Source organism: Rhodococcus sp. Z6_132 (assembly GCF_058133635.1).
Genome location: NZ_JBYUNP010000002.1, coordinates 210,984 through 236,530 on the forward strand (window position 1 = coordinate 210,984; position 25,547 = coordinate 236,530).

A 25,547-nucleotide genomic window follows, 5' to 3' on the forward strand; every position below is an offset into this window, starting at 1 on the left:
CGCCGAGACGTCTTCTCGTTGAGCGGGTTCGGGGGCGCCACCGTATCGTTGGCCACGGGGGGAAGCTGTAGCCATCGGCACACCCCACGTCGGGTGAGTGCACCCCGGCGGCACCCTCCCTCTCTCCTGTGGAGCGCCATGGCCGCAACAGAAGCACCGCTGATCGCCATCACCATCCCCTGCCACAACGACGCCGACCTGCTCGCCAGGACGTTGGCCGGCATTGCCGGGCAGGGCCCTGCCCTGGACCGCGTCGAGGTGATCTTGGTCGACAACAACTCCGACGTCGACTCCCTCGAGCGGCTCCACCGGCAGTTCTCCAGCCGGATGCAGCTGACCCTGGTGCAGCAGCCCAAGCTGCCGCACCCGTTCGCGCTCTGCCGGGCGCGCAACCTGGCCCTCCGGCTCACCCGAGCCCAGTGGGTGCTGTCCCTGGACTCCGACTGCGTGCTGCAGGAGGGGTACCTGGTCGCGGCGCTGCAGTACGTCGCCCAGGGCGGGCCGAGCAGGATCTGCACGGGTGAGCGGGTATTCGTCTCCTGTGCCGCGCTCAGCCCCGCCCAGATCATGCGGGACGTGAGCGTGCTGGACCTGCTGCCGACCGTGGGCAGCGTGTCCAACTACGGGCTGCCGCAGGATCGAAGGATGCCGGACATGGTGGCGCTGCCGGACGTTCCGCAGCCCTGGGCGTTCATGCACGCGGGCAACCTGTTGTACCCCGTGGCCAAGGCCCGGGAGATCGGCGGTCACGACGAGGAGTTCGACGGGGTCTGGGGCTACGAGGACGCCGACTTCGCCCACCGGATGATCACCGTTGCTGGTTGCGTGCCCGAGTACTCGCCGGACCTGCGGGTGTTCCACCAGGAGCCGGCAGACGCCGAGGTGGCCACCTACGGCTACAAGCGGGACAAGAAGACCAACCCCAACTGGCACCGCGCGTGCGAGCGCATCCCCGGCTTTCGCGAGTTCAAGGAGAACCAGTTCCGTGGCCTGGGTGCCGATGTCAGCATCTGATCCGGGGGCTGCTGCGACTCCGGTGAACCCACTTGCCGCACCGCTGCCGCACCTGGTGGCCAGCGACCTGGACGGGACGCTGCTGGGCGCTGACGGGCTGGTCAGCCCGGCGACCATCGCGGGGGTGCGCGCGCTGGCGACCTCGCAGGTCCCCTTCGTGCCGGTCACCGGACGTCCCCCGCAGTGGGTGCTGCCGGTGACCGACCAGCTCGGCATCGCCCCGCTCGCCGTCTGCGCCAACGGCGCGGTGCTCTTCGACACCGCGACGCTGCGGGTGCTGTGGAAGCGCTGCCTGGAGCCGCCGGTGCTGGCCGAGGTGGCGGAGGTGGCCCTGGCTGCGCTGCCGGGCTGCGGCCTCGCCGTCGACCGCCTGGGGCACCCCGAGCCGTCGACCCGCGACGAGGTGTGGGTTCCGCGCCGTGCCCACCACTGGCCCAGCGCGGACAACCTCGAGGTCTCCCTGGCCGAGCTCTGCGCCGAGCCGGCGGTGAAGCTGCTGGTGCGCCAGTGCGGCCTGAGCAGCCAGGACGTGGCCGACGTGCTGGCCCCGCGGCTGCCGGAGAGCGTGGGACTGACCTACTCCACCGGCGACGGCCTGGTGGAGATCCTGCCGGCCGGGGTGAGCAAGGCAGCCGGGCTGGCGATGGTGGCCCGCTACCACGGGGTGCAGGCCCAGCGGGTGCTCGCCTTCGGCGACATGCCCAACGACGTGTCGATGCTGCGGTGGGCGGGCTGTGGCGTGGCCATGGGCAACGCCCACGCCTCGGTCCGGGCCGTGGCTGACGTGGTCACCGACACCAACACCGAGGACGGGGTGGCTCGGGTGCTGCGGCGGTGGTGGGAACCGGTGAGCGTCGTCGGACCCGGCGACGGCCTGGCAGCGATGGTGGGCGAGACCGCCGCACCGTGACCCGGTGAGTGGGTGGAGCTGCCGGACGGCCCCGGCCCTGCGGTCGAGTCCGCTACGGTCGAGTCCCCTGCGGTCGAGTCGCGGGGGGTCGGCACGGCTGGTACCTGTGGTCCATGGGTGCATCAGGGGGTGACCTCGGGTCCCGCACGTCCCACGCGGCTCGGGACGTCGAGCGGGTGGTGGTGACGGGCGGCGCTGGGTTCCTGGGCAGCCACCTGTGCGAGGAGCTGCTGCGGCGCGGCGCGGAGGTGGTCTGCCTGGACAGCTTCCTCACCGGCAGCCCCGGCAACGTCGCCCACCTCCTCGACGACCCGCGCTTCCGGCTGGTGCGCTGCGACGTCACCGACTTCGTGCACGTGCCCGGGCCGGTCGACCTGGTGCTGCACCTCGCCTCGCCCGCCTCGCCGGTGGACTACCTGACGCTGCCCATCGAGACGCTCAAGGTGGGGGCCATCGGCACGCTGCACGCTCTGGGCCTGGCCAAGGACAAGGGCGCGCGCTTTCTGCTGGCCTCCACCTCCGAGGTCTACGGCGACCCCCAGGTGCACCCCCAGCCGGAGAGCTACTGGGGCCACGTCAACCCGGTGGGCCCGCGCGGGGTGTACGACGAGGCCAAGCGCTACGCCGAGGCCATGACGGTGGCCTACCGCAGCAGCTGCGACGTGGACACCGCCATCGTGCGGATCTTCAACACCTTCGGCCCCCGGATGCGCCCGCACGACGGCCGCGCCATCCCCACCTTCATCCGCCAGGCGCTGGCCGGGCAGCCGCTGACGGTCGCCGGCGACGGGCTGCAGACCCGGTCGGTGTGCTACGTCTCCGACCTGATCGCGGGGATCCTCGCGCTGGCCGGGAGCGGGCACCCCGGCCCGATGAACATCGGCAACCCCACCGAGCTGACCGTGCGGCAGATCGCCGAGGACGTGGTGGCGGCCACCGGGTCACGCTCCACCATCGAGCACGTCGGACGTCCGGTGGACGACCCCCAGGTGCGGCGGCCGGACACCACCCTCGCTGAGCACGCGTTGGGCTGGCGCCCGGAGGTGTCCTGGCCCCAGGGCCTGGCGCGGACGGTGGAGTGGTTCAGCCAGGCCGCGCGGCAGTCGGCCTGACCGGCCCGCCCACCAGGCGGCGCACCGCCTGCAGCACCTCCGCCACGGTCACCGCGGCCAGGCGTGGGTCGAGCGCCTCGGCGTGCGGATCGCCCCAGGCGGGAGCGGCAGGATCACCCGGCCACAGCACGGTGTGCAGGTGCGGGTCGACGGTCGGGCCCCAGCGGTGCGGCGGGGTGGGTCCGAACAGCAGCACCGACGGGGTGGCCAGCGCCGTGGCCAGGTGGGCCACCCCGGTGTCGCCGCACAGCACCACACCGGCTCCGGCCACGCAGGCGGTGAGCGCCGCCAGGTCCAGCCGACCGGCGGTGCTGCGCGCACCCGGCGCCTGCTCGGCGATGCGGGCGCAGAGCCCGGCCTCGGCGCGGCTGCCGGTGAGCACCACCTGGTAGCCCTGGGCGAGCAGTGCGCGCGCCACGGGGGCCCAGCGCTCCACCGGCCAGCGGCGTGAGCCCGAGGCCGCGCCGGGGTGCACCACCACGGTGTCCGGCGAGCGGGTGGCGCCGGCGGGGTGGCTCAGGCGCAGGTCCTCCGGCCCGCAGTCCCCACCGGCGCTGCGCACCAGCCGGCACCAGCGGAGCACCTCGTGCTCGTCGGCCCGCCACGCGGGCCCGAGGTGGTCGGCGGCGGGGCAACCGAAGGCGACGAGCTGCTGCGGGCGCAGGGCCTGCAGCAGTCGGTGGCTCTGCGGGCCGTGGCCGTGCAGGTTCACCGCCACCGGGACAGGGCCCTCCCAGTGCAGCGGCGCCAGCCCTGCGGTGGGCAGCACCGCGTCCACCACGCCGCGGCGGTGCAGCCAGGCGCCGACGGGCTCGGGGGCGGCGAGCACCAGGCGGTGGGCGGGAAACGCCCGGCGCAGCCCGCGCAGCGCGGGCACCCCGGTGAGGGCGTCGCCGAGGCCGAGGGCCCGCAGCGCGAGCACCGTCGGGGTCACGGCCAGGACGGCTCGGTGGAGGTGGCCACCACCAGCTCGCGGACCTCCGAGCCCACCGGTTGGCGCAGGGCCATCACCACGGTGGCCGCGGTGTGCGCCGGGTCGTTGAGCACGGCGTCCGGACCCGGCCGGTACTGCTCGGTGCGGCCGTCGAAGAACGCGGTGCTCATGCCGCCGGGGATCAGCAGGGTGACCCCGACCGTGCCGGCCAGCTCGGTGGCCAGCGCCCGGGTGAAGCCGACCACGCCGAACTTGGAGGCGCAGTAGGCGGTGGCGTCGCCGATGGCCTTGATCCCGAGGGTAGAGGCCACCGTCACCACGGTGCCGCGGCTGGCCCGCAGGTGCGGCAGGCAGGCGCGGACCACCGCCACGGTGCCGAAGAGGTTGACCCGCACCACCCGCTCCCACGTCTCGGTGGGCACCTCGTCCAGGCCGCCGCAGGCGTCGGTGCCGGCCGCGGTGACCACGGCGGTGGGTGGGCCCACCCGCTGCACCAGCTCGGCGACGGCTGCCTCGGCGGCGGTGCTGTCGGCGAGGTCGGCCAGCACGTGCGGGACGTCGGCCTGGGGTGCGACGCGGTCGATCACCGCAGCTCGGCCGCCCTGGGCGCACACCGCCGCCACCACGGCGGCACCGAGACCGCTGGACCCGCCGGTGACGTAGACCGTGCCGAGCTCGCGCGGCGCGAGCGGGGTGGTGCCGTTGCCTGCTGCGGTCACGGAACCTCCAGGTTGGGCTGGGAGCTGGGCTGGGCGGCGAGCAGGGCGGTGGTGGAGCGCCCGTCGAGGTAGGGCAGCAGCACCACGCGTCCGCCCCAGGAGCGCACCAGGGCGGTCTCCGGCAGCGGGGTGCCGCCGTAGTCGCCGCCCTTGGCCCACACGTCCGGACGCAGCTTCGCCAGCGCGGCCCGCGGGTCGTCCTCGGTGAACACCGCGACGGCGTCCACGCTGGCCAGCGACTGCAGCACCCGGGCCCGGTCGTCCTGGGTGACCACCGGCCGCGACGGGCCCTTGAGCCGGCGCACCGACTCGTCGGAGTTGAGCAGCACCACGAGCGCGTCCCCCAGGCGGCGCGCCGCCTCCAGGCACGCAACGTGCCCGGCGTGCACCAGGTCGAAGCAGCCGCCGGTGGCCACCACGGTCCCGCCGCGGGCGCGCACCCGGGCGACCACCTCCGCCGCGGTGGGCTGGACGGGGTCCAGGCCGGCTGCGTCGGCGGCGGGCGGCTGGGGCGGGCGAGCGCGGTAGCCGGCCGCGCCGCCGGCGCGCACCCACGCGGAGGCGTCGGCGACGGCGTCCACCACCGCCTCCGAGAGCACCGCTCCGCGGGCCAGGGACAGCGCGGCCGAGGCGGCGAAGCGGTCGCCGGCCCCGCACGGGTCACCGCCGGCCACCACGGGTGCGGGGACGTACATCGGCTCGCTGGCGGACAGCGCGAGGTAGGCGCCGTCGCTGCCGGCGGTGACGCAGACGGCGCGGGCCTGCCACTGCGTCCGCAGCGCCACGGCGAGGGCATCGGGGGTGCTGGCTAGCCCTGCGGTGCTGCTGGGCGATCCTGCGGTGCTGGTGGACGGGGCAGCGCAGGCGTGGGCGGCCTCCGCGCGGTTGGGCGTGACCAGCGCGGTGCCCGGCACCGGAGCACCACCGCGCGGGTGCGGGTCCCACACCAGCGGCCGGCGGGCGGCGGCCTCGGCCAGCAGCGCACGCAGGCCCGCGTGGTGGGTGGTTCCCCCGCCGTAGTCGGCCACCAGCACCACGTCCGCGCCGGCCAGCGCGGCGCGCACCAGGGACAGCGGCGGGTCGGCCGGGGTGCCGGGCCCGCCGTCGTCCAGGCGCAGCAGCGACTGCCCGGCGCTGCGCACCCGGGTCTTGCGCCGGGTGCCGCCGGCGTGCGGCAGGGCCACCAGCTCCACCTCGGCCCGCAGCAGCCGGGCCAGGCGCGCACCGGCGTCGTCGGCGGCCACCGGCGCCACCAGCACCACCTCGGTGTCCGCGGCCGTGCACAGCAGGGCCGTCAGCCCGGCGCCGCCGGGGCTCTCCCGCACCCCCGTGACGTCCACCACCGGCACCGGCGCGTCCGGGCACACCCGCTGCACCGTGCCCAGCAGGTCGCGGTCGAGCAGCACGTCGCCCACCACCACGATGCGCCGGCTCATGCCGAGGCCACCGGCATCGCGGCGGGGGTGCCCCGGGGCCGGGTGGGCAGGCGGGAGTCGACGGCGGCGCACAGCGCGTGCACCGCCACCAGGTGCACCTCCTGCACCGTGGAGGTGCTCGGGGCCGCCACCGCCACCGCCTCGTCGGCCAGCTCGGCCAGCGGGTTGGGACGCGGCCCGGTGAGCGCCCACACCCGCAGCCCGCCCGCGCGGGCCCGCTCGGCCGCGCAGAGCACGTTGGGGCTGGCCCCGCTGGTGGACAGCAGCAGCAGGACGTCGCCGGCCCGGCCGTGCGCCTGCACCTGGCGGGCGAAGACCTCCTCGGCGCCGTAGTCGTTGAGGATCGCGGTGAGGCTGGAGGTCTCCGCGCTCAGGCACAGCGCGGACAGCGGCTGCCGCTCGTCCACGTAGCGGCCCACCAGCTCGGCGGTGAGGTGCTGAGCCTCAGCGGCGCTGCCCCCGTTGCCGGCCACCAGCAGCCGTCCGCCGCCGGGCAGCAGCCGGGCCAGCTCGGCGCCCCACGCCTGCACCAGCGCGGCGTCGCGCTCCAGCTCGTGCAGGGCCGCCGTCAGGTCCGCCACGTGCTGGCGCACCCAGTCGCTGCTCACAGCGCCTCCGCCGGCTCGCGCTGCCCGGAGCACACGGTGGCGTAGGCCTCCTCGGTCTCCGCGGCCACCCGGTCCCAGCTGTAGCGGTGCACCGCGCGGCGCCGAGCCGCGGCGCCGAGGCGCGTCCGCCGTGGCGGGTCCGCCAGCAGGGGAGTCAGCGCCGCGACCAGGGCGTCCGGCTCGCGCGGGGGCACCAGCACGCCCGTGGTGCCCGGCTGCACCGTGTCCAGCAGCCCGCCCACCGCGCTGCCCACCAGCGGCCGCCCGCACGCCATCGCCTCCAGCGGCACGATGCCGAACGGCTCGTACCAGGGCGTGGTCACCACCACGTCCGCCGAGCGCAGCAGGGCAGGCACGTCGGTGGGGGAGACCTCACCCAGCAGGTGCACCCGCTCGGCCACCCCCAGCTGCGCGGCCAGCGCGCTGAGCCGCTGGGCCTCGGCGTGCCCGGGCAGCTGCGCCGCGGGCGGGCCACCGGCCACCAGCAGCTCCACCCCGGGCAGCTGAGCCAGGGCCCGCACCGCGGTGTCCACCCCCTTGCGCTCCACCAGCCGGCCGACGCACACCAGCCGCGGCACGCCGGCCGGACGCAGCCCCGCCGGGTCGCCCCGCCACGGGGGGCCCGCCGGGCAGAAGTGCTGCACGTCCACCCCGCACGGCACCACCCGCACCCGCTCCAGCGGCGCCCCCAGCGCGGCCAGCTCGGTCACCTCGTCGGCGCAGGTGGCCACCACGCAGTCCACCTGCTGGGCCAGCGCGGCCTCGGTGCGCACCCGCGAGCGGGGGCTGGTGTCCGCCAGCCCTTGGTGGCGGCGCTTCACCGAGCCGAGGGCGTGGAAGGTCTGCACCACCGGCACCCCCACGGCCCGCGCGGCGGCGAGCGCGGCCACGCCGGACATCCAGAAGTGCGCGTGCACCACGTCCGGGGGCGTGCGGGTCCACGCGGTGGTCAGCCACTCGCCGAACGCCGGCATGTGCTGCAGCAGCTCGTCCTTGGCCATGGCCACCGGTGGACCGGCCGGCACGTGCACCACGTCCACCCCGGCGCACAGCGTCACCCGCTCCGCCTGGGTGGCGCTGTCCCGGCGGGTGTAGACGTCCACCCGATGGCCCCGTGCGGCCAGCGCCCGGGCCAGCGCAGCCACGTGCACGTTCTGCCCCCCGGCGTCGGTCCCACCGAGGGTGGCCAGTGGACTGGCGTGCTCGGACACCATGGCGATCTTCATCAGGCAACCTCCTGGCCGGCAACAACCCCCGCGAACACTGCGTCCCAGTCGTCGAGGAACCGCGGCAGGCCGAAGCGGCGCAGCGCGTGGCTGCGCCCGGCGGCTCCACGCTCGCGCGCCTCCTGGGGATCCCGCATCCACCGGCGCGCGGTCCGCACCAGGGTGGTGAGGTCGTTGGTCACCACCCCGGCCGCCGCCGGAACCGCTTCCGGGGCCTCGGTGGTCGCGAGCGCGAGCACCGGCTGGCCGAGGGTCATTGCCTCCACCAAGGCCAGACCCAGGCTGGTCCAGCGGTACGGGTGCAGGTAGGCGCGGTGCCGGGCCAGCTCGGCGTGCATCCGCGCCTGCGGCAGGTTCTCGTGCACCCGCCCGTGCAGCTGGGGTGCCCGCTCGAGCAGGGCGGACATGCCCATGCCGTACACCTCGACGTCGACGTCCCTGGCGACGCGCAGCAGCACGTCGGTGCCGGCCACCCGCCAGCGCCGGACCGGCTCGTTGACCACCACGCCCAGCGACGCGCGCTCGCCGGTGTAGAGCGGACCCGGGTCCACCACGCCGTGCTCCAGCACGGTGGTGGGCGCGGCGCCGCAGTCCCACATCAGCTGGTTGAACCGGGTGACGTGCACGACGGGGATCGCGGCCTGCTCCGCCAACGGGTGGCGGCTGCCCGGCGCGGCGGCCGTGGGGGCGTTGTGCTCGACGTACACCGCGGGCACGTCCACCCCGGCGCGCAGCCCCGTCCACCGCTGCAGCAGCGCCGCCTCGTGCGGGCGCTGCAGCACCACCACGTCCACGCCGTGCTCGGGCAGCCGGTCGGGCGCCACCTCCACCGCCGAGCTGGGCCAGCTCCAGGTCTGCGCCCGCCCCCGCCCGTCCGGGCCACGGTCGTCCACCAGCGGGAGCACGTACTCGTGCCCGCCCTGCACGAAGGACGTCGTCCACGACCCGTGCACGTGCCACAGCAACACCCGCACTAGCGCCCTCCCGCCACGGCTGGGGCCGGCGCACCGACCAGGGAGGTCACCGCGGCGGCCACCGCCTCCGGGGCCACCCCGCTCAGGCAGGGGTGCCCCGGCACCGGGCACTCGCGGGCCCGGCTGTCGCGGCAGGGGGCCTGCTGGTCGCCCAGCAGCACGTGCGGCACCCGCCAGGGCGCCCAGCGCTGCGCCGGCACCACCGGGGAGAACAGCGACACCACCGGCGTGCCCACCGCGGCCGCGAGGTGGGCGGGCCCGGTGTTGCCGACCACCACGCACGCCGCCCGCTGCAGCACCGCCGCCAGCTCGGCCAGGGTGGTGCGTCCGGACAGGTCGGTGGCGCCCGGTGCGGCGGCGGCCGCAGCCAGCCCCGTCTCCGCGGGCCCGCCGGTGACCACCACGGTCCGGCCCTCGGCGCGCAGCCGGGCCACCACGGCCGCGGCGTGGCCGGCCCCGAGCGCGCGGGCGGGCACCGAGGCGCCGGGGTGCACCACCACCAGCTCACCAGCGGGCAGCAGCGCGTCCACGTGCGGCAGCGGGTGGCGCACGGCGAGGCGGTCGTCGGCCAGCGGCGCGGCGCCGGCGGCGCGGGCCAGGTCCAGCGCGGCCTGCACCTCGTGCCGGCCCGGCAGGCGCTGGTGGCGCACGTCCAGCAGCGACCCGGGGTAGTCCGCGCTGGTCGCGGCCACCCGGCCGATGCCCGCCAGCCGCGCCAGCAGCGCCATGGGCAGCGGGCTCTGGTGGAAGGAGGTGAACACGACGGCGAGGTCGTACCCGCGCCCGGCCAGCTGCTGCACCAGTGCCTGCACCGCCGCGGCGTCCACCGCCGGCGGGCGGTACCCGGTCCACGGGGCGTCGAAGACCAGCACGTCGTCCACCCCGGGGAGCAGGCGGGCGGCCGCGGCGCCGGCGGGGGAGACCAGCACGTCCAGCCGCTGCGCGCCGGCGGCCAGCGCACGCAGGGCCGGGCCGGTGAGCAGGACGTCGCCGTCGCTGTCCAGGCGGACGGCCAGCACCCGGGTCATCGCGGGGCTCCCGGCGCCGCAGGTCCGGCCAGCAGCGTGGTGACCGCGGCGTAGAGGTCCGGCGCCACCACGGGGGCGGCGCTCACCTCCTCGGCCAGCGTCACCGGGGTGGGCACCAGCACGGCACGGGCCCCGGCGGCGCGGGCGGCCTGCACGTCGGCGCCGATGTCGCCGATCACCGCGCACTGCTCCGGGCGCACCCCCAGCTCGCGCGCGGCCTGCAGCACCAGGCCCGGGCGGGGCTTGCGGCAGGGGCAGCCGTCCTCCGGTCCGTGCGGGCACACCTGCCAGGTGTCGAACGGGCCGAGCTCGGCGGCCACCCGGGCGTTCACCGCGTCCACCTGCTCCCGGCTGAGCAGCCCGCGGGCGATGCCGGACTGGTTGCTGATCACCCCGGTGGCCAGCCCCGCCGCGCGCACCAGGTCCAGGGCGGGTCGTGCGCTGTCCACGGTGCGCACCGCATCGGGCTCGCCGTTGTAGGGCACGTCGTGCACCAAGGTGCCGTCCCGGTCGAAGAGCACCGCCCGCAGCGGTGGCGGCCACGGGTCCGCGCCCCGGCGGTGGCGCCACTCGCCCCGCGCCCGGTGCCACACCGCGGCGGGCGGGATCGCCACGCTGGTGGTGGCCATCCGGCGCAGCTCCGGCCACCACTGCTCCTCGCTCGGACGCGGACCGGGCGCCAGGCGTCGGCGGGCGAAGTCACCGGTGAGCCCGCCCCACAGCAGCCCGGCGCTCGCCGCCACCCGCCGGCGTCGGGACAGCAGCGCTGCGGCAGCCACCCCGGCGGCCGCGGTGGTCACCGCGTGCCAGCGCAGCCGGCCCGGCGGCGCCTGCGCGGCGGCGCGCCAGCCCCGCCCGTGCAGCCGGCGCACCAGGGCGTCGTCGGTGTTGCCGCGCTGCACCCGCAGGCTCACCCAGTCGTCGGCCGGGCGCACGGGGTGCACGGTGGTGCGTCGGCCGCGCTGCAGCACCCAACCGGCGCGCTGCACCCGCAGCGCCAGGTCGGCGTCCTCGCGGTAGGCGCGGGGAAAGCGCTCGTCGAAGCCGTGCGCCTGCTCCAGCGCGCACCGCCGGTAGGCCATGTCCGCGGTGGCCCAGGCGGCGTCGCGCAGCCCGGCGGTGCCCCGCTCCCAGTCGGTGGGCCGGCGGTGGACCGGCAGCGGCACGTGCAGGCGCGCCTGGCTGCCGCCCACGCTCGGCCCGGCGGCGGAGAGGTCGGCGGCCAGGTGCTGCGACCAGTCGGCGGGCAGCTCCACGTCGTCGTCCAGGAAGCACACCCACGGCGTGCTGGTCACCGGCCACCCGGCGTTGCGGGCGGCGGCGGGTCCGCGGCCGTGGCCGCGCAGCACCCGGGCGGCCCACGGCAGCGCGGCGTCCACCGTCAGCTTCAGCTCGTCCGGGGCCTCGGCCCGGTCGTCGACCACCACCACCTCGCGGGGCTGCGGCTCGTGCTGCGCGGCGAGGGTGTCCAGCAGCCGCTGCAGGCTGGGTCGGCCCAGCGAGGGGATGACGACGGCGTAGTCCGGCGGGGGCAGCTCGCTGCTCGGTAGCTCACTCATCGGCACGGCCTCCGCCCGGGCGGCTCCGGAACGTGGCGGCCCGGCGCACCAGGTGCGGGCCGAGGACCAGCACGTCCACCGGTGCGGAGCCGAACACCTCCAGGGCGTCGCGCGGGTCGTCCACCATGGGGCGCCCTGCGGTGTTCAGGCTGGTGTTCACCAGCACCGGCACCCCGGTGCGAGCGGCGAAGGCGCGCAGCAGCGCGGCGATGCCGGCGTTGGTGGAGCTGTCCACCGTCTGGATCCGGGCGGTGCCGTCCACGTGCACCACGGCGGGCACGCGGTCCCGCCACAGTGGACTCACGTCGTGCACGAAGAGCATGTAGGGGCTGGGCACGGGTCCGTTGCCGAAGATCTCCGCGGCCCGCTCGGTGAGCACCATGGGCGCCACCGGCCGGAACTGCTCGCGGCCCTTGACGTCGTTGAGCCGCTCCAGGTTGGCCGCGTGCATCGGGTTGGCCAGCAGCGAGCGCTGGCCCAGCGCGCGGGGGCCGTACTCGCTGCGGCCGTCGAACCAGGCCACCACCCCGTCGGCCACCAGCACGTCGGCCACCTCGCCGGCCAGGTCGTCGGGGGTGGTGAAGGGGACCTGGGCACGGCGCAGCCACGCCGCCAGGTCCGCGTCGGACCAGCCGCGGCCCAGCGCGGCCGAGGGCATCGGCGCCGGCACCTGCCCGCCGTCCGCGCTGGTCTGCAGCGCCGCGCCCAGGGCGGTGCCGGCGTCGCCGGCGGCCGGCTGCACCCACACCTGCTCGAACGGCGACTCCCGCCAGATGCGGGAGTTGGCGACGCAGTTGAGCGCGGTGCCGCCGGCCATGGTGAGCACCTGGTCGCCGGTCTGGGCGTGCACCCAGGTGGCGAGGTCGACCAGCACCTCCTCCAGCCGCTGCTGCACCGAGGCGGCCAGGTCCGCGTGCCGGGCCGCCCAGCTCTCCTCGCCGCCCCGCCGCGGGGGCGCCCACCGGTGCCAGTCCAGCTCCGGGGCCACGAATCCACCGTCGCCGGTGGCGTGCACCAGCTCACGCAGCTCCTCGAGGTGGCGCGGGGTGCCGTGGGAGGCCAGCGCCATCACCTTGAACTCGTCGCTGGAGCGCAGGAAGCCCAGGTGCTCGGTGAGGGACTCGTACAGCAGGCCCAGGGAGTGCGGCAGCTGCTGGGCGGCGAGGACCTGCAGCGCCCCGTCGCGGTAGGTGCCGGCCAGGTGCGAGGTGCTCTCGCCCCGGCCGTCGAGCACCAGCACGCTGTTGCGCGGGTGCGGCGCGGCCAGCCCGGCGGAGGCCGCGTGCGCCACGTGGTGCGGGACGAACTGCACCTGCGCCGGGTCGAGGCCGGGCAGCGCGGTGGCGAGGAAGCTCGGGGCACGGCGGGCGTAGTCCAGGCGCAGGTGGTCCCACGGGTCGCTGTCCACCGGCTTGGCCAGTGCCGGGTCGAAGGAGTACGCCACGGCGTCGAGGTCCTGCGGGCGCAGCCCCGCCGTCTCCAGGCACCACCGCATGCTCAGCTCGGGCAGCTCCCAGGCGGAGAACGGCACCGGGCGCTTGCCGTGCTTGCGTCGGCTGAACCGCTCCTCCTCGGCGGCCGCGACGACCTGTCCGTCGACCACCAGGGCAGCCGCCGGGTCATGAAAGATCGCGTTGACTCCCAGCACCCTCACGCGGTCAACGTTCCACAGCGGAGCAACGCTCGCACGGCGAAGCCGTCGCACTCCCCAGGAACCTGCGACATGGGCGTGACCTGCACTTTTGGGGCTTTTGCCCGCCCATGATCGGCGGTGCTCCGCCGTTCGTGGGTAGCGTTTCTCGGGTGGACGGCGCACCGGGGATCCAATCAGGACAGCGGGTGGAGCAGCACCTCCTTGCCGGCCAGGTGGTGCCCGCAGAGGGCTCCCGCGAGGTGCGGCGGACCAACCCGTCCACCGGCCAGCCCGGCACGGTGCTCATTGCCGCGACGCGGGAGGAGGTGGCCGCGGCGGTGGCCACTGCGGACGTGGCGCGGGGGGTGTGGCGACGGACGCCGCCAGCCCAGCGCGCCGCGGCGCTGCAGGAGGCGGCCCGGGTGGTGCGGGCCGATGCCCAGCACCTGGGCGAGGTGCTCAGCGCCGAGACCGGCCGCCTGCTCGGCGAGGCCACGGGCTCGGCGGAGGTGGCCGCGGACCTGCTGGCGGAGGCCGCGGTGACGGGCCTGCTGGCGGCGGGCAGGAACTTGGCGGGCGACCCGGGTGCGGTGGACGTGGTGCGGCGGGAGCCGCGCGGAGTGGTCGCCGTGCTCACCCCGTGGAACGACCCCTACCCGGCCGCTGCAGGACTGCTCGCCGCTGCGCTCGTCATGGGCAACACGGTGGTGCACAAGCCCTCCGAGCGCAGCGCCGCGGCGGGCTGGGAGCTGGCCGTGCGGATCTCGCAGTGCCTGCCCGACGGCGTGCTCAACGTGCTCACCGGTGACGGTGCGGTGGGCGCCGCGGTGGCGGCCGACCCCCGGGTGCACGTGGTCGCCCAGGTGGGCAGCACCACGACCGGCCGGGCGATCGCCGCCACGGTTGGTGCCCGCGGCGGACGGGTGCTGCTGGAGAACGGCGGCAAGGACCCCATCCTGGTGGACGCCGGGGTGAACCCGCGCTGGGCGGCCCAGCAGATCGCCACCGGGGCCTTCACCAACGCCGGCCAGCTGTGCACCTCGGTGGAGCGGGTCTACCTGCACAGCGACGTCTCCGACGCGGTGATCAGCGCGCTGCTCGCGATCGCCGAGACGATGGTGGTCGGTGATCCGGCCGACCCGGCCAGCGACCTGGGACCGATGGTGGACGAGCGTCAGCTGCAGGTGGTCGCCGAGCAGGTGGACGCCGCGGTGGCGGCCGGCGCCCAGTGCCTGACCGGCGGCGCACGCCTGGACCGCCCGGGCAGCTGGTACCCACCGACCGTGCTCACCGGGTGCACCCCGGACATGGCCGTGCTCACCGAGGAGACCTTCGGTCCGGTGGCCGCGATCGTGGTGGTGGCCGACTTCGAGGAGGGGCTGGAGCTGGCCGAGGCCGGCGCCCACGGGCTGGCCGCCACCGTGCTCACCCCGCGGATGGACCACGCCCTGCGTGCCGCTGAGCACCTGGAGGTGGGCACGGTGAAGGTGAACGCCGTGTTTGGCGGCGCCCCGGGTGGCTCGGCCGACCCCCGTCGTGCCAGCGGTTCCGGCCCCGGCTTCGGCCCTGCCCTGCTGGGCGAGCTGAGCGCCCTCAAGGCGGTGCACCTCGAGCCGGCTCCGCCCGCCTGATGGACCCGCGCACCACGGTGGTGATGATGACCCGGGACCGGCGTGCACAGCTGCTCACCTCGCTGGCTCACCTGTCGGCGCTGCCGGAGCGCCCACCGATCATCGTGGTGGACAACGGTTCCACCGACGGAACAGCCGCGGCGGTGCGGGCGGCACACCCCGAGGTGAGCGTGGTGGAGCCCGGGCGCAACCTGGGTGCCGGGGCGCGCAACCTCGGCGTGCAGCTGGCGAGCACGCCCTGCGTGGCCTTCAGCGACGACGACTCCTGGTGGGCACCCGGCGCACTGGGCCGGGCGGCGGAGCACTTCGACGCCTGTCCCCGGCTGGCGGTGCTGGCGGCGCGGTCCCTGGTGGGTCCACCGGAGCGGCTGGACCCGGTCAGCGTCGCGATGGCCGCCAGCCCGCTGCCGGTGGCCGCCGACCTGCCGGGGCCGTCGGTGCTGGGCTTCGTCGCCTGCGCGGCGGTGGTGCGTCGCCGCGCGTTCCTGCAGGCCGGGGGCTTCAGCCCGGTGATCTTCTTCCTGGGGGAGGAGGCGGTGCTGGCCCAGGACCTCGCCGCGGCCGGCTGGGGCCTGTCCTACGCCGACGACGTGGTGGCGCACCACCACCCGCAGCCCGGGGCGGACCGGCGGGGCCGGCGGCAGCTGCAGGCCCGCAACGACGTGCTCTCCGCCTGGCTGCGCCGTCCGCTGCCGGTGGCGCTGCGGCACACCGCCGCTGCGCTGCGCGACGGCGACGCCCGCCCGTCCGTGCCGGAGCTGGCCCGGCGGCTGCCTGCAGCGCTGCGCACCCGTCGCCGGCTGCCGGCGGAGGTGGAGGCGCAGGTGCGGCTGCTGGAGACCAGCGGTGGGTGAGCCCCGGGTGGCGGTGGTGGTGATCACGCACAACCGCTGCACCGAGCTGCACCGGACGCTCGCCAGCCTGGCCGGGCTGCCGGAGGAGCCCGCCGTGGTGGTGGTGGACAACGGCTGCACCGACGGCACCGCCGAGATGGTGCGAACCCGCCACCCCGAGGTGACGCTGCTGAGCCCGGGCTGGAACATGGGTGCCACCGGGCGCAACCTCGGCGTGGCCACGGTGGACGCACCCTACGTCGCCTTCTGCGACGACGACACCTGGTGGGACCCCGGTGCCCTGGCACGGGCGGCGGACCTGCTGCAGGCGCACCCGCAGCTGGCGGTGCTCACCGCCCGCATCGTGGTGGAGCCCGGCGGCCACGACGACCCCATCTGCGACGAGCTGCACCGCTCGCCGCTGCACCACCCCGCGGGGCTGCCCGGCCACCCGCTGCTCAGCTTCCTGGCGGGGGCGTCGGTGGTGCGCCGCTCGGCGTTCGAGGCGGCCGGAGGCTTCTCCGCCCGGCTGTGGCTCGGCGGTGAGGAGGAGCTGCTCGCCGCCGACCTGGCCACCGCCGGCTGGGTGATGGCCTACGTCCCCGAGCTGGTCTGCCACCACCACCCGTCCCGGGCGCGGGATGCGCACCTGCGGCGTCGGCACGGCATTCGCAACACCCTGTGGTTCACCTGGCTGCGCCGGCCACTGCCCAGCGCGGTGCGGCGCACGCTCTACCTGGCGCGCACGGTGCCGCGCGACCGGTTGTCGGTGGCCGGGTTCGCCGAGGCCGTGCGCGGCCTGCCGTGGGTGCTGGCCGAGCGGCGGGTGGTGGCGCCGGAGCTGGAGCAGGGCTACCGGCTGCTGGAGCAGATGCAGCGCGGCTCCACCACCCGCCGCTACGTCTCGTGAGCGAGCACCGGTGGTGAGCGCCGTCCGGGTGCTGGTGGTGGGCTGGCCCAGCCTGCTGCACGGTGAGGCCACCGCCGGCGACGTGCTCAGCATGCAGGCGGTGGGCCGGGCGCTGACGCGGGCGGGCACCGCCCACGAGCTGGCCTGGAGCGCGGTGATGTGCCCGCCGGAGGGGTTGCGCCTGGACGACGCCGACCCGGCGCGCTTCACCCACCTGGTGTTCGCGTGCGGACCGCTGGCCGGGGCGGGCCCGGCGCAGCTGCACCGGCGCTTCGCCGGCCTGTGCCGCATCGCGGTGGGCGTGAGCGTCCTCGACGCCGCTGATCCCGCGGTCGCGGGGTTCGACCACGTCATCGCCAGGGACGCCCCTGGGGTGCCCGCCCAGCGCGACCTCGCTGCCCGCCACTGGTCTGCCAGCGTCCCGGTGCTCGGGGTCTACCTCACCCAGGGCCAGGCCGAGTACGGCCCGCGGCGGCGGCACCCCGCGGTGGTGGCTGCCCTGCAGGGCTGGCTCTCCACGGTGGACGCCGCGCGCCTGGACCTGGACACCCGGCTGGACCCGCGGGACTGGCGGCTGGCCGCCACCCCGGTGCAGGTCGAGGCGCTGCTGCGGCGGTTGGACGCGGTGGTCACCATGCGGATGCACGGACTGGTGCTCGCGCTGAAGAACGGGGTGCCGGCGCTGGCCGTGGACCCGGTGGCCGGCGGCGGCAAGGTCAGCGTGCAGGCCCGCGCCTGGCACTGGCCCGCGGTGCTGCCCGCCGAGGACGTCCACCCGGCGAGGCTGCACGAGCAGCTGGCGTGGTGCCTGTCCGCCGAGGGGCGGGCCTCGGCGGCGGCGCGGGCGGCGCTGCCTCCCGCCGGTGCGGACCAGCTGGCCCGGCTGCTGGAGGTGCTGCGGGGTGGTGCGCCGCGCTGACCCGGCACGCACGGGGTGGCTGTGGTCTCATCGCAGGGCGTGACTCACCAGCCCAGAGGAGCACCCCCGCCATGACGGCCCCCGGCCCATCCAGCGCGCCCACCGGCGACAGCATCACCTTCATCGGGACGGCGACCACGCTGATCCGGCTGGGTGGTTTCACCGTGCTCACCGACCCCAACTTCCTGCACCGGGGCCAGCGCGCCTACCTGGGCAAAGGTCTGTGGTCCACCCGTCTCACCGAGCCGGCGATGCAGCCGGGCGACTTGCCGGCGCTGGACGCCGTGGTCCTGTCGCACCTGCACGGCGACCACTTCGACCGGGTGGCCCGCCACCGGCTGGACAAGGCGGTGCCCATCATCACCACGCCGCAGGCCGGGCGCCGGCTGAACAGCTGGGGCTTCGTCACCACGGGCCTGACACCCTGGGAGAGCACCGAGCTCGCGGCCCGCCCGGGCGCCGTGCACACCCACGAGACGCTGACCGTGGAGTCGCTGCCGGCCATCCACGCCCGGGGGGTGATGGGTCGGCTGCTGCCCCCGGTGATGGGCTCGCTGCTGGTGCACCGGGCGGGCGGCGAGGTGACCCGGCGGGTCTACGTCAGCGGCGACACCCTCACCGGGGACCACCTGGACGAGATCCACCGACGCCACCCCGACATCGACGTCGCAGTGGTGCACCTGGGCGGTACCCGGGTGCTGCTGCACACCGTCACCATGGACGCCGCGCAGGGCGTGGACTTCCTGCAGCGCATCCAGCCGGACATCGCCGTTCCCGTGCACCACGACGACTACGGGGTGTTCCGCTCCCCGCTGCCGGCGTTCCTCAGCGCGGCCAGCGGCGCCGGCCTGGGCGAGCGACTGCGCGTGCCCAGGCGCGGGGAGACCATCCCGCTGTAGCGGCTCCGGGTCAGGCGTCCATCTCGGTGTTCACCAGCGGGATCTCCTCCAGCAGCTCACGGGCCAGGAACCCCACCCGGCCCACCCGAGCGGCCAGGCGGTCGCCGGCGGTGCCGTGCAGGTAGGTGCCCCAGCACGCCGCTTGCGCGGCGTCGGCGCCCCGGGCCAGCAGCCCGGCCACCGCGCCGGCCAGCACGTCCCCGCTGCCGGCCGTGCCCAGCCCGGAGTGCCCGGTGGGGGAGACCCACCGTCCGCCCTTGGCGTCGGCGATGCCGTTGTGCGCCGTCACCACGGCGCCGTAGGCCTCGGCCACCCGCACCGCGGTGTCCAGCGGGTCGTCCAGCTCGTCCTCCTCGCAGTGCAGCAGGAAGGCGGCCTCGGTGGTGTTGGGGGTGAGCACCAGCCGCCCGGACAGCCGCTCGGCGGTCTCCTCGGCGTCGGCCAGCACCCCGATGCCGTAGGCGTCCAGCACCACCGGCACGTCCTCGGGCAGTCGGCGCACCAGCTCGGCGAGCAGGGGGCGGGTCTCGTCCGGGTTGTCCAGGCCGGGGCCGAACAGCACCGCGTCCACCTGCTCCAGCTGGTCGGCCAGCGCCTCGGCAGCGTCGCGACGCACCGATCCTGCGTCGGTCTCCGGCAGCTCGATCACCCCCAGCTCGGGCACGCTCAGCGCCAGCTGCACGGCGACCGAGCGGGCCACCGCGGCGGTGAGCACGCCGGCGCCCACCCGCAGCGCCGCGATGGAGGACAGCGCGACCGCACCGGGGGTGGTCCGTGCGCCGCCGACCACCAGCAGCCGTCCGCGGCTGTTCTTGGACCCGCCCAGCTCGGGCAGCCGCCACTCGCGCAGCAGCGCGGGGGTGACGATCTCGGGTGAGTCAGTGTGCTCGGGCATCGTGCTCCGTCGGTTGGTCGGTCTTGGGAGTTCCGTTGTCGGTCAAGTGATCCTGGTCGTTGAAGACGTCGAGGCGCCAGGTGAGGCCGTCGGGCTCGCGCACCAGCCGGGTGACCGAGGCGTTGGCGACTCCGGAACCCTTGCCGATGGCGAGCACCTCCTCCTCGCTGAGCTGCTCGCAGATGTAGCGGATGCCCAGGATCACCATGTCGTGGGCGACCACGAGCACGCGCTGGTGCGGGGTGGTGCGCTCCAGGTCGGCCAGCCAGGTGCGCAGCCGCAGGATGACGTCCGCCCACGACTCCCCACCGGGCGGGCGGTGGTAGAACTTGCCCAGCCAGCCGCGGCGCTCAGCCTCCTCCGGGTAGCGCGCCAGCATGCCCTGGGTGGTGAGCATGTCCAGCACGCCGAGCTCGCGGTCGCGCAGCCGCTCGTCCACCCGGGTCGGCAGCTGCAGCCCGGCCTCCTCCAGCGCGGTGCTGGCGGTCTCCCGGGCACGGGCGTACGTCGACACCCAGAGCCCCTGCGGACGCTGGTCGGGATCCTGCTCGCGCAGCCACCGGCCGAAGGCCCGGGCCTGCTCCAGCCCGAGCGGCGACAGCGCCACGTCGGCGTCGCGGAGATCGACCTCGAGCCGGTCGGCCTTGGCTGCTTCTGCCTTGCGCTGCGCCAGGTTCCCGACGCTCTCCCCGTGCCGGACGAGCAGCAGCTCCAGTGTTCCCATGTTCCAGGACCGTACCGAGTTCCCCTCGGGTGCACCGTGCGGACCCGCGTGGCGCTGGTCTCCCACGCCGCTCAGGACTTGCGGGCGCGGGCGGACTCCCGGTCGTTCGCCTTGCCGATGGCCTGGACCAGCTCGTCCTTGGACATCCGGGACCGGCCGCTGACGTCCAGGCGCCTCGCCAGCTCCATGAGGTGGTCCTTGGACGCGTTGGCGTCCACCCCGCCGGCGGTCTCCCGGTTGGTGTCCTTGCCGCCCTCGGCCTGCTCGTCCGAGGGGCCCTTGCCGTCCTTGGGCTCCCAGTGGTCACCCACCTTCTCGTGGGTGTGCTTGAGCGCGGAGTAGGCCACCTGGTTGGCGCGCCGCTCGTCGCCGTACTCCTCGGCGGCGGAGTCGTGCGTCTTGGCGAAGGTCCGCTTGGCCTTGTCGTCGGAGCGCTGCAAGGTGCTCGGCAGCTCGTCCTCGATCGCCTTGCCCTGCTTGGTGGTCTTCGGCATCTTCAGTCCTCTCTGTCCGCGCAGCACCCGTCGGGTGGGTCTCGGCCCATCCTCGCCAGCGCGTCGACGACCGACAACCGCGGCCACCTCCGGGGCCTCTCCTGGCGCTGCTCGGACACGGCTGGCAACACTGTTTCCCCAGGTAACCATGGGTTTTGTCGAACGGCGCGGGGGGCCGAACGCGCTTACCGTGGGGAGGTCGGACCGGTGTCCGCAGCGTGCGGCGCCGGTGGGTGGGGGCCGACGAGGACCGACGAACTTCCGGACCGCGCCAGCAGCGCGCGGCCCCCACGCAACGAGGAGAACTGAGATGGCTAATCCCCGCACCATGAGCCCCGACCAGCTGGAAGGGCTGCAGGTGAAGGACGGCAGCGGCAGCAAGGTCGGGAAGGTGGACGCGATCTACCTCGACGTGGAGACCAACCAGCCGGAGTGGGCGGCGGTGAAGACCGGGTTCTTCGGTGGCCACGTAACCCTGGTCCCGCTGGTCGACGCCTCGCTGGAGGAGAAGGACCTCACGGTGCCCTACAGCAAGAACCTCATCAAGGACGCGCCCCACCACGATCCCGGTGGCGACCTGTCCACCGACGAGGAGATCGAGCTGTTCACCTACTACGACGTGCCCTACTCCGGCAGCACCGCCACCGCCGACACCAGCTCCAGCGACACCAGCTCCAGCGGCTCGAGCGGCAGCAGCTCCAGCGGCTCGAGCGAGACCAGCTCCAGCGGCACCAGCTCAGCGGGCAGCAGCGGCTCGGCCAGCAGCAGCGCGGGCCAGGCGAGCCAGTCCAGCAGCTCGGGCCACGACACCTCCGGGCCCAACACCGACGACGCGATGACCCGGTCGGAGGAGGAGGTGAGCGTGAGCACCGAGCGCGTGCGGACGGGCCGGGCACGGCTGCGCAAGCACGTGGTCACCGAGACGGTGACCCAGTCGGTGCCCGTCTCGCACGAGGAGGTCCGGGTGCAGCGCGAGCCCATCACCGACGCCAACGTGGACGCCGCCACCTCCGGGCCGGAGATCAGCGAGGAGGAGCACGAGGTGACGCTGCACGCCGAGGAGCCGGTGGTGGAGAAGAAGACGGTGCCCAAGGAGCGGGTGCGGATGGACACCGAGACCGTCCGCGGCGAGGAGAAGGTCTCCGAGCAGGTCCGCAAGGAGCAGATCGACCAGGTGACCGACGACGACAAGGGCCACAAGCGCTCGTGAGCGCCACCCCCGACCCGGGACGCGCCGCCGACCCCTCGGCGGCGCGTCCTGGTCGTCCCGGTGCTGTGGGTGCGGCATCGGCCAGCACGACTCGCGCCGAGGAGGAGCTGGACGTCCGCGTCCGCCGGGTGCCCGTCGAACGGGTGCGGGTGCGCCGGCGGGTGGTCACCGAGACCCGCCAGGTGAGCGTGGACGTCCGCCGGGAAGAGCTGGTGCTGGAGCACCTGCCGGTGGCCCAGCCCCCCGATGACCAGCCCCCCGATGACCAGCCCCATGACCAGACCCCCGAGGGTGCCGCGTTCGGGGAGGAGCGTGAGCCGGTGGTGCTGGTGCTGCACGAGGAGGTCCCCGTCGTGCAGCTGGCGACGCGGCCCTACGAGCGGGTGACCGTCCGGGTGGAGCGGGTCGACGGGGCGCACACCGTCAGCGCCGACCTCGCCCGGGAGGTGGTCGAGGTGCACACCGCGACCGAGCCCCCCGACCAGCGCTGACCAGGAGCACCATCAGCCGGCTCGGGCGCCGATCACCACCTGCAGCTGCTGCTCGGAAGGTCCCCGCAGCACCGTCATCGGGACGGTCTGCCCCGGCGTGGTGCCGCGCAGGATCCGCACGAAGGCCTGCGCGGTGGGGGTGTCCTTGCCGTCGAAGCTGATGATGACGTCGCCGGGCTGCAGGCCTGCGTTGGCGGCCGGGCTGTCCTGCACCACCTCCACCACCACCACGCCGTTGTCGCGGTTGAGCTCCAGCCGCTGGGCCTCGGCCGCGGTCAGCGTCTGGATCTGCAGGCCGACGTAGGGGTTCTTGGCGGTGCCGGAGGCCAACAGCTGGTCGGCCACGCTCACCACCGTCGCCGCCGGCGTGGCGAAGCCCAGCGCCACCGCCCCGGTGGTCGGCGGGAGGTAGGCCTCGGCCAGCCCGATCACCTCGGCCCCGGCGTTGACCAGCGGTCCACCGGAGTTGCCCGGAGAGATCGGGGCGTCGGTCTGGATGAGGTCAGACAGCGCGGTTCCGATGTTGCTGGAGGTGGGGATCTCCCGGTGCAGCCCAGAGATGATCCCCGAGGTCACCGTGTCCTGCAGGCCCAGCGGGCTGCCGATCACCACCGTGGGTGCGCCCACCACCGGCAGCTCGGTGTTGAAGGTCGCGGCGGGCAGGTCCTGCCGGCTGGCCTGCAGCACCGCGATGTCGCTGCCCGCGTCGCTGGCCCGCACCGTGGCGGGCCCGCGCTGGCCGTCGGAGTAGGCGATGACCACCTGCGCCGCGCCGGAGACCACGTGCGCGGCGGTGAGGATGATGCCGTCGCTCCGGTAGACCACGCCGCTGCCCAGGTCGTTGTTGTTGATGATCGTGACCACCGACGGCTCGACCTTGTCGACGATCGCGGGCACGTCGGCGACGGCGGAGGCGGAGGAGACGGTGGGGCTGGGGGTGGAGGACGACGTGCAGCCGGCCAGCACGACCCCGAGGACCACGGTTGCGCTGCACGCGCCCAGCCGGAGCTGTCGGCGTCGGCTGGTGACGGCTGCAGCAGGTCCGCCGCCGGGCTCGGTAGGGAGGGGCACGAGAACAGGGCGCATGACAACACACCTTCCGGGGGAGAGGTCCAGAGCTGCTAGCGACAACCCCCTTCGGCTCGTGCGCGAGCCCGGCGGCGACCCGGCGCGGGTCTAGCCGGCCGTCTCGCCTGGCGGGTAGTCGTCGTCGGTGTCCGGCAGCTCGCGGCGCTGGTCGAGGGCGTCGGCGGGATCAGCCTCCAGCGACTCGGGCAGCTGCTCGGGCAGCTCGTCGGTGGTGTCGCCGTCCTCCGGCAGCTCGTCGAGCGCACGCTCCTGCTCGAGGCGGTCGGCCTCCGGGGTCTCCAGCGGTGGCCTGCGGTCGTCTGCCATGTGCACCTGCTTCCCTCTCTCGTCGTGCTCACCAGGGTGCGCCGTCGCGCAACCCACGAGGGTAGGCGCGGCGGCGACGGGGCGGCGCCGGCCGGGGCGCTCACTCCACGACCTCGGCTGCCTGGTTCGGCGCCGCTGGGCTGCGCAGCGCCGGGACTGCGGCGACCTCGGCACCGCGCAGCACCTGAAGGGCCCGGGTGGCCAGGTGCAGGTTGAGGCGGGTGTCCACGTCGTGCAGGTCGCCCCCGGTGAGCTCGCGGATGCGGGCGAGGCGGTAGCGCAGCGTGCTGCGGTGGATGAGCAGCGCCCGGGCGGTCGCGTCGTAGCCACCGCCGCGCTCGAGGTACTGGGTGAGCGTGGCCACCATGGTGCTGCCGTGGAGCTCGTCGTAGTCCAGCAACGGGCCCAGGTTCTCCCGGACGAAGGCGCGCACCTCCTCCGGCCCGCCGCCGGAGTCCAGCAGCCGGTACACCCCCAGCTCGTCGAAGCGCACCACCCCGGCGGCGTGGTGGGTGTGGCGCCGGACCTCCTGCGCCCGGAGCGCGTCGGCGAAGGACTGCGGCAGCCCGGCAGGTCCGGCGCACACCGACCCCACCCCCAGCACCCCGGTGGCCGGGGCCAGCTCCTCGGCGACGCTGCGGTACAACGCGTCGGGGTCGGTGCTCGCCTGGGTCACCAGCACCACGGTCTGCCCGCGCTGGGTCAGCAGCGACGGCACCTGCCGGGTGCCGACGCAGTGCCGGACCGCCTCGGCCACCGTGTGCACCGCCGTCCGGGGGTCCCAGCTGAGGGTGACCACGCGGTGCGGCTGGCGCAGGTCGTGGCCCAACAGGTCGGCCCGGGCTACGGCGCTGGCCTCGTCGGTGCCCGCCACCAGGTCCTCGGCGAGGTGGCGCCGCAGCCGGAGCTCGGTCTCGGCGAGGTCGCGCTGGTGGGCCATCTCCACCCCGAGCGCCGCAGCGGTCTGGGTCAGTGCCAGCTCGTCGAGCTCACCCACCCGGTGGTCGGGATCCCACAGGTACAGCAGCCCCAGCACGTCCTGGCGGGGACGGATCACCTGCAGCACCCGGTTGGCCTCGCGCAGCGGGCCGCAGCTGGCGGCGGCCCGGCGCAGCAGGTCCTCGCGGTTGCGGCCCCCGGTGCGGCGGTAGCGCCCGGCGCGCTCGGGTCCCTGCCAGGCGCGCAGGTTGCCGAAGGTGTCCTCCAGGCCGCTCGCCAGCCCGGTGAGCTGGTGCAGCGCGGTCAGCAGGTCCGCGTCGGCCGAGCCCGCCGCCGCGGCGACGGCCACGGTGCGCTGCACGTGCTGCTGCCCCTGCAAGCGCGCCACCTCCGTGGCCAGCTCACCGATGGTGCTGGTGCGGTCCTTGATCACCTCCCGCAACCGGGCGAGCTGGCGCAGCTGGCGGCTGCGCTGCTGCTCGCGGGCGGCCAGCTGCGCGTGCGCCACCGCGGTGGCCGCCTCGTGGGCCAGCACGCCCAGGGCGAACAGCGCGTCGGGGTCGGGAGCAGCGGGTGCGCCCACCACCAGGCAGCCCACCACGTCGTGGCCGGCGCGCAGGCCCAGCAGGTGGTGCCACCGGTCGTCGTCGCGCGCCACGTCGCGGTCGGCGCCCAGCGAGCTGGCCGCCGTGCCCGGGCGCAGGGCCCCGGCGGACTGCGGTGGGCTGGGCCGCAGCAGCCCGGCCTCGGCGCGGTAGCTGGCCTCCACGGTGAACGGGCCCAGGCAGGGCACCACGTGCGCGGCCAGCTGCAGCACCTCGGCCGGCTCGTGGCCGTCGAACAGGTGCGCGGTCGCGCTGAACACCTGGCGCCAGTCCCACGCCCGCTCGACCGGACCAGCGGCGGGCAGCACGCACCCTCCGACGGTGTCGTCCAGCTCACGTGCCACCACTCCGAGCGTACCCACGGCGGCGCCGTCGCCCCGCCGACCTGACCTGCGGGGACGGGTCGCCGGGGGGCAGTTCACCCCCGTAGGTCGAGGCGGGGCCTTCGA

At 75.4% G+C, this 25,547-nt stretch carries 25 protein-coding genes; 10 read left to right on the forward strand and 15 right to left on the reverse strand.

The features are described from left to right. Nucleotides 1-138: 138 nt before the first annotated feature. The 3 genes from AC3YO9_RS07615 to AC3YO9_RS07625 all read left to right on the forward strand — a co-directional run bounded on the left by AC3YO9_RS07615 (nt 139) and on the right by AC3YO9_RS07625 (nt 3,036). Nucleotides 139-1,014: a glycosyltransferase family 2 protein gene (locus tag AC3YO9_RS07615; protein ID WP_489982749.1), complete on the forward strand. Its 876-nt coding sequence runs from the start codon at nt 139-141 to the stop codon at nt 1,012-1,014. Nucleotides 1,015-1,036: 22 nt separating this feature from the next. Then, nucleotides 1,037-1,924, forward strand: a complete 888-nt coding sequence (locus AC3YO9_RS07620) for an HAD family hydrolase (protein ID WP_489982750.1) — start codon at nt 1,037-1,039, stop codon at nt 1,922-1,924. Between the two features lie 113 nt (nt 1,925-2,037). Beyond that, nucleotides 2,038-3,036: a UDP-glucuronic acid decarboxylase family protein gene (locus tag AC3YO9_RS07625; protein ID WP_489982751.1), complete on the forward strand. Its 999-nt coding sequence runs from the start codon at nt 2,038-2,040 to the stop codon at nt 3,034-3,036. On the opposite strand, the gene AC3YO9_RS07630 is transcribed toward AC3YO9_RS07625, so the two are convergent. From AC3YO9_RS07630 to AC3YO9_RS07670, 9 genes are read right to left on the reverse strand one after another with little or no spacing between them, the layout of a single operon-like run. Continuing rightward, complete coding sequence (locus AC3YO9_RS07630; protein ID WP_489982752.1) at nt 3,008-3,970, reverse strand: glycosyltransferase family 9 protein; 963 nt, start codon at nt 3,968-3,970, stop codon at nt 3,008-3,010. The genes AC3YO9_RS07625 and AC3YO9_RS07630 overlap by 29 nt on opposite strands. Continuing rightward, nucleotides 3,967-4,689 carry an SDR family oxidoreductase gene (locus tag AC3YO9_RS07635; protein WP_489982753.1) on the reverse strand — a complete coding sequence of 241 codons (723 nt, stop codon included), beginning with the start codon at nt 4,687-4,689 and terminating at the stop codon, nt 3,967-3,969. The genes AC3YO9_RS07630 and AC3YO9_RS07635 overlap by 4 nt, the downstream gene beginning before the upstream one ends. Then, entirely contained in the window at nt 4,686-6,125 is a 1,440-nt protein-coding gene (locus tag AC3YO9_RS07640) for a PfkB family carbohydrate kinase (protein WP_489982754.1), read from the reverse strand. Before AC3YO9_RS07640 ends, AC3YO9_RS07635 begins: the two co-directional genes overlap by 4 nt. Further along, nucleotides 6,122-6,733 carry a D-sedoheptulose-7-phosphate isomerase gene (locus AC3YO9_RS07645; RefSeq protein WP_489982755.1) on the reverse strand — a complete coding sequence of 204 codons (612 nt, stop codon included), beginning with the start codon at nt 6,731-6,733 and terminating at the stop codon, nt 6,122-6,124. Before AC3YO9_RS07645 ends, AC3YO9_RS07640 begins: the two co-directional genes overlap by 4 nt. Further along, complete coding sequence (locus tag AC3YO9_RS07650) at nt 6,730-7,959, reverse strand: glycosyltransferase (protein WP_489982756.1); 1,230 nt, start codon at nt 7,957-7,959, stop codon at nt 6,730-6,732. Before AC3YO9_RS07650 ends, AC3YO9_RS07645 begins: the two co-directional genes overlap by 4 nt. After that, entirely contained in the window at nt 7,959-8,933 is a 975-nt protein-coding gene (locus tag AC3YO9_RS07655; RefSeq protein ID WP_489982757.1) for a glycosyltransferase, read from the reverse strand. The genes AC3YO9_RS07650 and AC3YO9_RS07655 overlap by 1 nt, the downstream gene beginning before the upstream one ends. Then, nucleotides 8,933-9,961, reverse strand: coding sequence for a glycosyltransferase family 9 protein (locus AC3YO9_RS07660; RefSeq protein ID WP_489982758.1), 1,029 nt, complete (start codon nt 9,959-9,961; stop codon nt 8,933-8,935). The genes AC3YO9_RS07655 and AC3YO9_RS07660 overlap by 1 nt, the downstream gene beginning before the upstream one ends. Then, nucleotides 9,958-11,520, reverse strand: coding sequence for an HAD-IIIA family hydrolase (locus AC3YO9_RS07665; RefSeq protein ID WP_489982759.1), 1,563 nt, complete (start codon nt 11,518-11,520; stop codon nt 9,958-9,960). Before AC3YO9_RS07665 ends, AC3YO9_RS07660 begins: the two co-directional genes overlap by 4 nt. Continuing rightward, the gene (locus tag AC3YO9_RS07670; RefSeq protein WP_489982760.1) at nt 11,513-13,174 is read right to left on the reverse strand and encodes a carbamoyltransferase family protein; all 1,662 of its coding nucleotides are present in this window, start codon (nt 13,172-13,174) and stop codon (nt 11,513-11,515) included. Before AC3YO9_RS07670 ends, AC3YO9_RS07665 begins: the two co-directional genes overlap by 8 nt. Nucleotides 13,175-13,359: 185 nt before the next feature. Here AC3YO9_RS07670 and AC3YO9_RS07675 point away from each other — a divergent pair, with 185 nt between their 5' ends. From AC3YO9_RS07675 to AC3YO9_RS07695, 5 genes are all read left to right on the forward strand, one after another. Further along, entirely contained in the window at nt 13,360-14,784 is a 1,425-nt protein-coding gene (locus AC3YO9_RS07675; RefSeq protein WP_489982761.1) for an aldehyde dehydrogenase family protein, read from the forward strand. Further along, the gene (locus tag AC3YO9_RS07680; RefSeq protein WP_489982762.1) at nt 14,784-15,638 is read left to right on the forward strand and encodes a glycosyltransferase family 2 protein; all 855 of its coding nucleotides are present in this window, start codon (nt 14,784-14,786) and stop codon (nt 15,636-15,638) included. Before AC3YO9_RS07675 ends, AC3YO9_RS07680 begins: the two co-directional genes overlap by 1 nt. Then, nucleotides 15,631-16,527, forward strand: a complete 897-nt coding sequence (locus AC3YO9_RS07685; RefSeq protein WP_489982763.1) for a glycosyltransferase family 2 protein — start codon at nt 15,631-15,633, stop codon at nt 16,525-16,527. The genes AC3YO9_RS07680 and AC3YO9_RS07685 overlap by 8 nt, the downstream gene beginning before the upstream one ends. 13 nt (nt 16,528-16,540) lie before the next feature. After that, nucleotides 16,541-17,446, forward strand: coding sequence for a polysaccharide pyruvyl transferase family protein (locus tag AC3YO9_RS07690; protein ID WP_489982764.1), 906 nt, complete (start codon nt 16,541-16,543; stop codon nt 17,444-17,446). A gap of 71 nt (nt 17,447-17,517) precedes the next feature. Then, nucleotides 17,518-18,345, forward strand: a complete 828-nt coding sequence (locus tag AC3YO9_RS07695) for an MBL fold metallo-hydrolase (RefSeq protein ID WP_489982765.1) — start codon at nt 17,518-17,520, stop codon at nt 18,343-18,345. A gap of 10 nt (nt 18,346-18,355) precedes the next feature. Here the strand turns inward: AC3YO9_RS07695 and AC3YO9_RS07700 are convergent, their stop codons facing one another. The 3 genes from AC3YO9_RS07700 to AC3YO9_RS07710 form a co-directional block, all read right to left on the reverse strand. Beyond that, the gene (locus tag AC3YO9_RS07700; protein ID WP_489982766.1) at nt 18,356-19,240 is read right to left on the reverse strand and encodes an NAD(P)H-hydrate dehydratase; all 885 of its coding nucleotides are present in this window, start codon (nt 19,238-19,240) and stop codon (nt 18,356-18,358) included. After that, on the reverse strand, nt 19,224-19,964 hold the full coding sequence (locus AC3YO9_RS07705; RefSeq protein WP_489982767.1) for a histidine phosphatase family protein: 741 nt from the start codon (nt 19,962-19,964) through the stop codon (nt 19,224-19,226). Before AC3YO9_RS07705 ends, AC3YO9_RS07700 begins: the two co-directional genes overlap by 17 nt. 71 nt (nt 19,965-20,035) lie before the next feature. Beyond that, on the reverse strand, nt 20,036-20,458 hold the full coding sequence (locus AC3YO9_RS07710) for a ChaB family protein (RefSeq protein ID WP_489982768.1): 423 nt from the start codon (nt 20,456-20,458) through the stop codon (nt 20,036-20,038). Between the two features lie 310 nt (nt 20,459-20,768). Here AC3YO9_RS07710 and AC3YO9_RS07715 point away from each other — a divergent pair, with 310 nt between their 5' ends. Beyond that, complete coding sequence (locus AC3YO9_RS07715; RefSeq protein WP_489982769.1) at nt 20,769-21,668, forward strand: DUF2382 domain-containing protein; 900 nt, start codon at nt 20,769-20,771, stop codon at nt 21,666-21,668. After that, on the forward strand, nt 21,665-22,159 hold the full coding sequence (locus AC3YO9_RS07720) for a DUF2382 domain-containing protein (protein WP_489982770.1): 495 nt from the start codon (nt 21,665-21,667) through the stop codon (nt 22,157-22,159). The genes AC3YO9_RS07715 and AC3YO9_RS07720 overlap by 4 nt, the downstream gene beginning before the upstream one ends. 12 nt (nt 22,160-22,171) lie before the next feature. On the opposite strand, the gene AC3YO9_RS07725 is transcribed toward AC3YO9_RS07720, so the two are convergent. The 3 genes from AC3YO9_RS07725 to AC3YO9_RS07735 form a co-directional block, all read right to left on the reverse strand. After that, complete coding sequence (locus AC3YO9_RS07725; RefSeq protein WP_489982771.1) at nt 22,172-23,140, reverse strand: S1C family serine protease; 969 nt, start codon at nt 23,138-23,140, stop codon at nt 22,172-22,174. Between the two features lie 195 nt (nt 23,141-23,335). Further along, entirely contained in the window at nt 23,336-23,554 is a 219-nt protein-coding gene (locus tag AC3YO9_RS07730; RefSeq protein WP_127783583.1) for an Rv3202a family protein, read from the reverse strand. Between the two features lie 100 nt (nt 23,555-23,654). After that, a complete protein-coding gene (locus AC3YO9_RS07735; protein WP_489982772.1) occupies nt 23,655-25,442 on the reverse strand; it encodes a PucR family transcriptional regulator in 1,788 nt (595 codons plus the stop codon). Between the last annotated feature and the right edge of the window lie 105 nt (nt 25,443-25,547).

What these genes read in the sequence shown, in the direction of transcription:
- AC3YO9_RS07615 (WP_489982749.1), top strand. Translation starts at nt 139, where the DNA reads ATGGCCGCAACAGAAGCACCGCTGATCGCCATCACCATCCCCTGCCAC.
- AC3YO9_RS07625 (WP_489982751.1), top strand. Translation starts at nt 2,038, where the DNA reads ATGGGTGCATCAGGGGGTGACCTCGGGTCCCGCACGTCCCACGCGGCT.
- AC3YO9_RS07640 (WP_489982754.1), bottom strand. Translation starts at nt 6,125, where the DNA reads ATGAGCCGGCGCATCGTGGTGGTGGGCGACGTGCTGCTCGACCGCGAC.
- AC3YO9_RS07650 (WP_489982756.1), bottom strand. Translation starts at nt 7,959, where the DNA reads ATGAAGATCGCCATGGTGTCCGAGCACGCCAGTCCACTGGCCACCCTC.
- AC3YO9_RS07660 (WP_489982758.1), bottom strand. Translation starts at nt 9,961, where the DNA reads ATGACCCGGGTGCTGGCCGTCCGCCTGGACAGCGACGGCGACGTCCTG.
- AC3YO9_RS07665 (WP_489982759.1), bottom strand. Translation starts at nt 11,520, where the DNA reads ATGAGTGAGCTACCGAGCAGCGAGCTGCCCCCGCCGGACTACGCCGTC.
- AC3YO9_RS07680 (WP_489982762.1), top strand. Translation starts at nt 14,784, where the DNA reads ATGGACCCGCGCACCACGGTGGTGATGATGACCCGGGACCGGCGTGCA.
- AC3YO9_RS07695 (WP_489982765.1), top strand. Translation starts at nt 17,518, where the DNA reads ATGACGGCCCCCGGCCCATCCAGCGCGCCCACCGGCGACAGCATCACC.
- AC3YO9_RS07700 (WP_489982766.1), bottom strand. Translation starts at nt 19,240, where the DNA reads ATGCCCGAGCACACTGACTCACCCGAGATCGTCACCCCCGCGCTGCTG.
- AC3YO9_RS07705 (WP_489982767.1), bottom strand. Translation starts at nt 19,964, where the DNA reads ATGGGAACACTGGAGCTGCTGCTCGTCCGGCACGGGGAGAGCGTCGGG.
- AC3YO9_RS07710 (WP_489982768.1), bottom strand. Translation starts at nt 20,458, where the DNA reads ATGCCGAAGACCACCAAGCAGGGCAAGGCGATCGAGGACGAGCTGCCG.
- AC3YO9_RS07715 (WP_489982769.1), top strand. Translation starts at nt 20,769, where the DNA reads ATGGCTAATCCCCGCACCATGAGCCCCGACCAGCTGGAAGGGCTGCAG.
- AC3YO9_RS07730 (WP_127783583.1), bottom strand. Translation starts at nt 23,554, where the DNA reads ATGGCAGACGACCGCAGGCCACCGCTGGAGACCCCGGAGGCCGACCGC.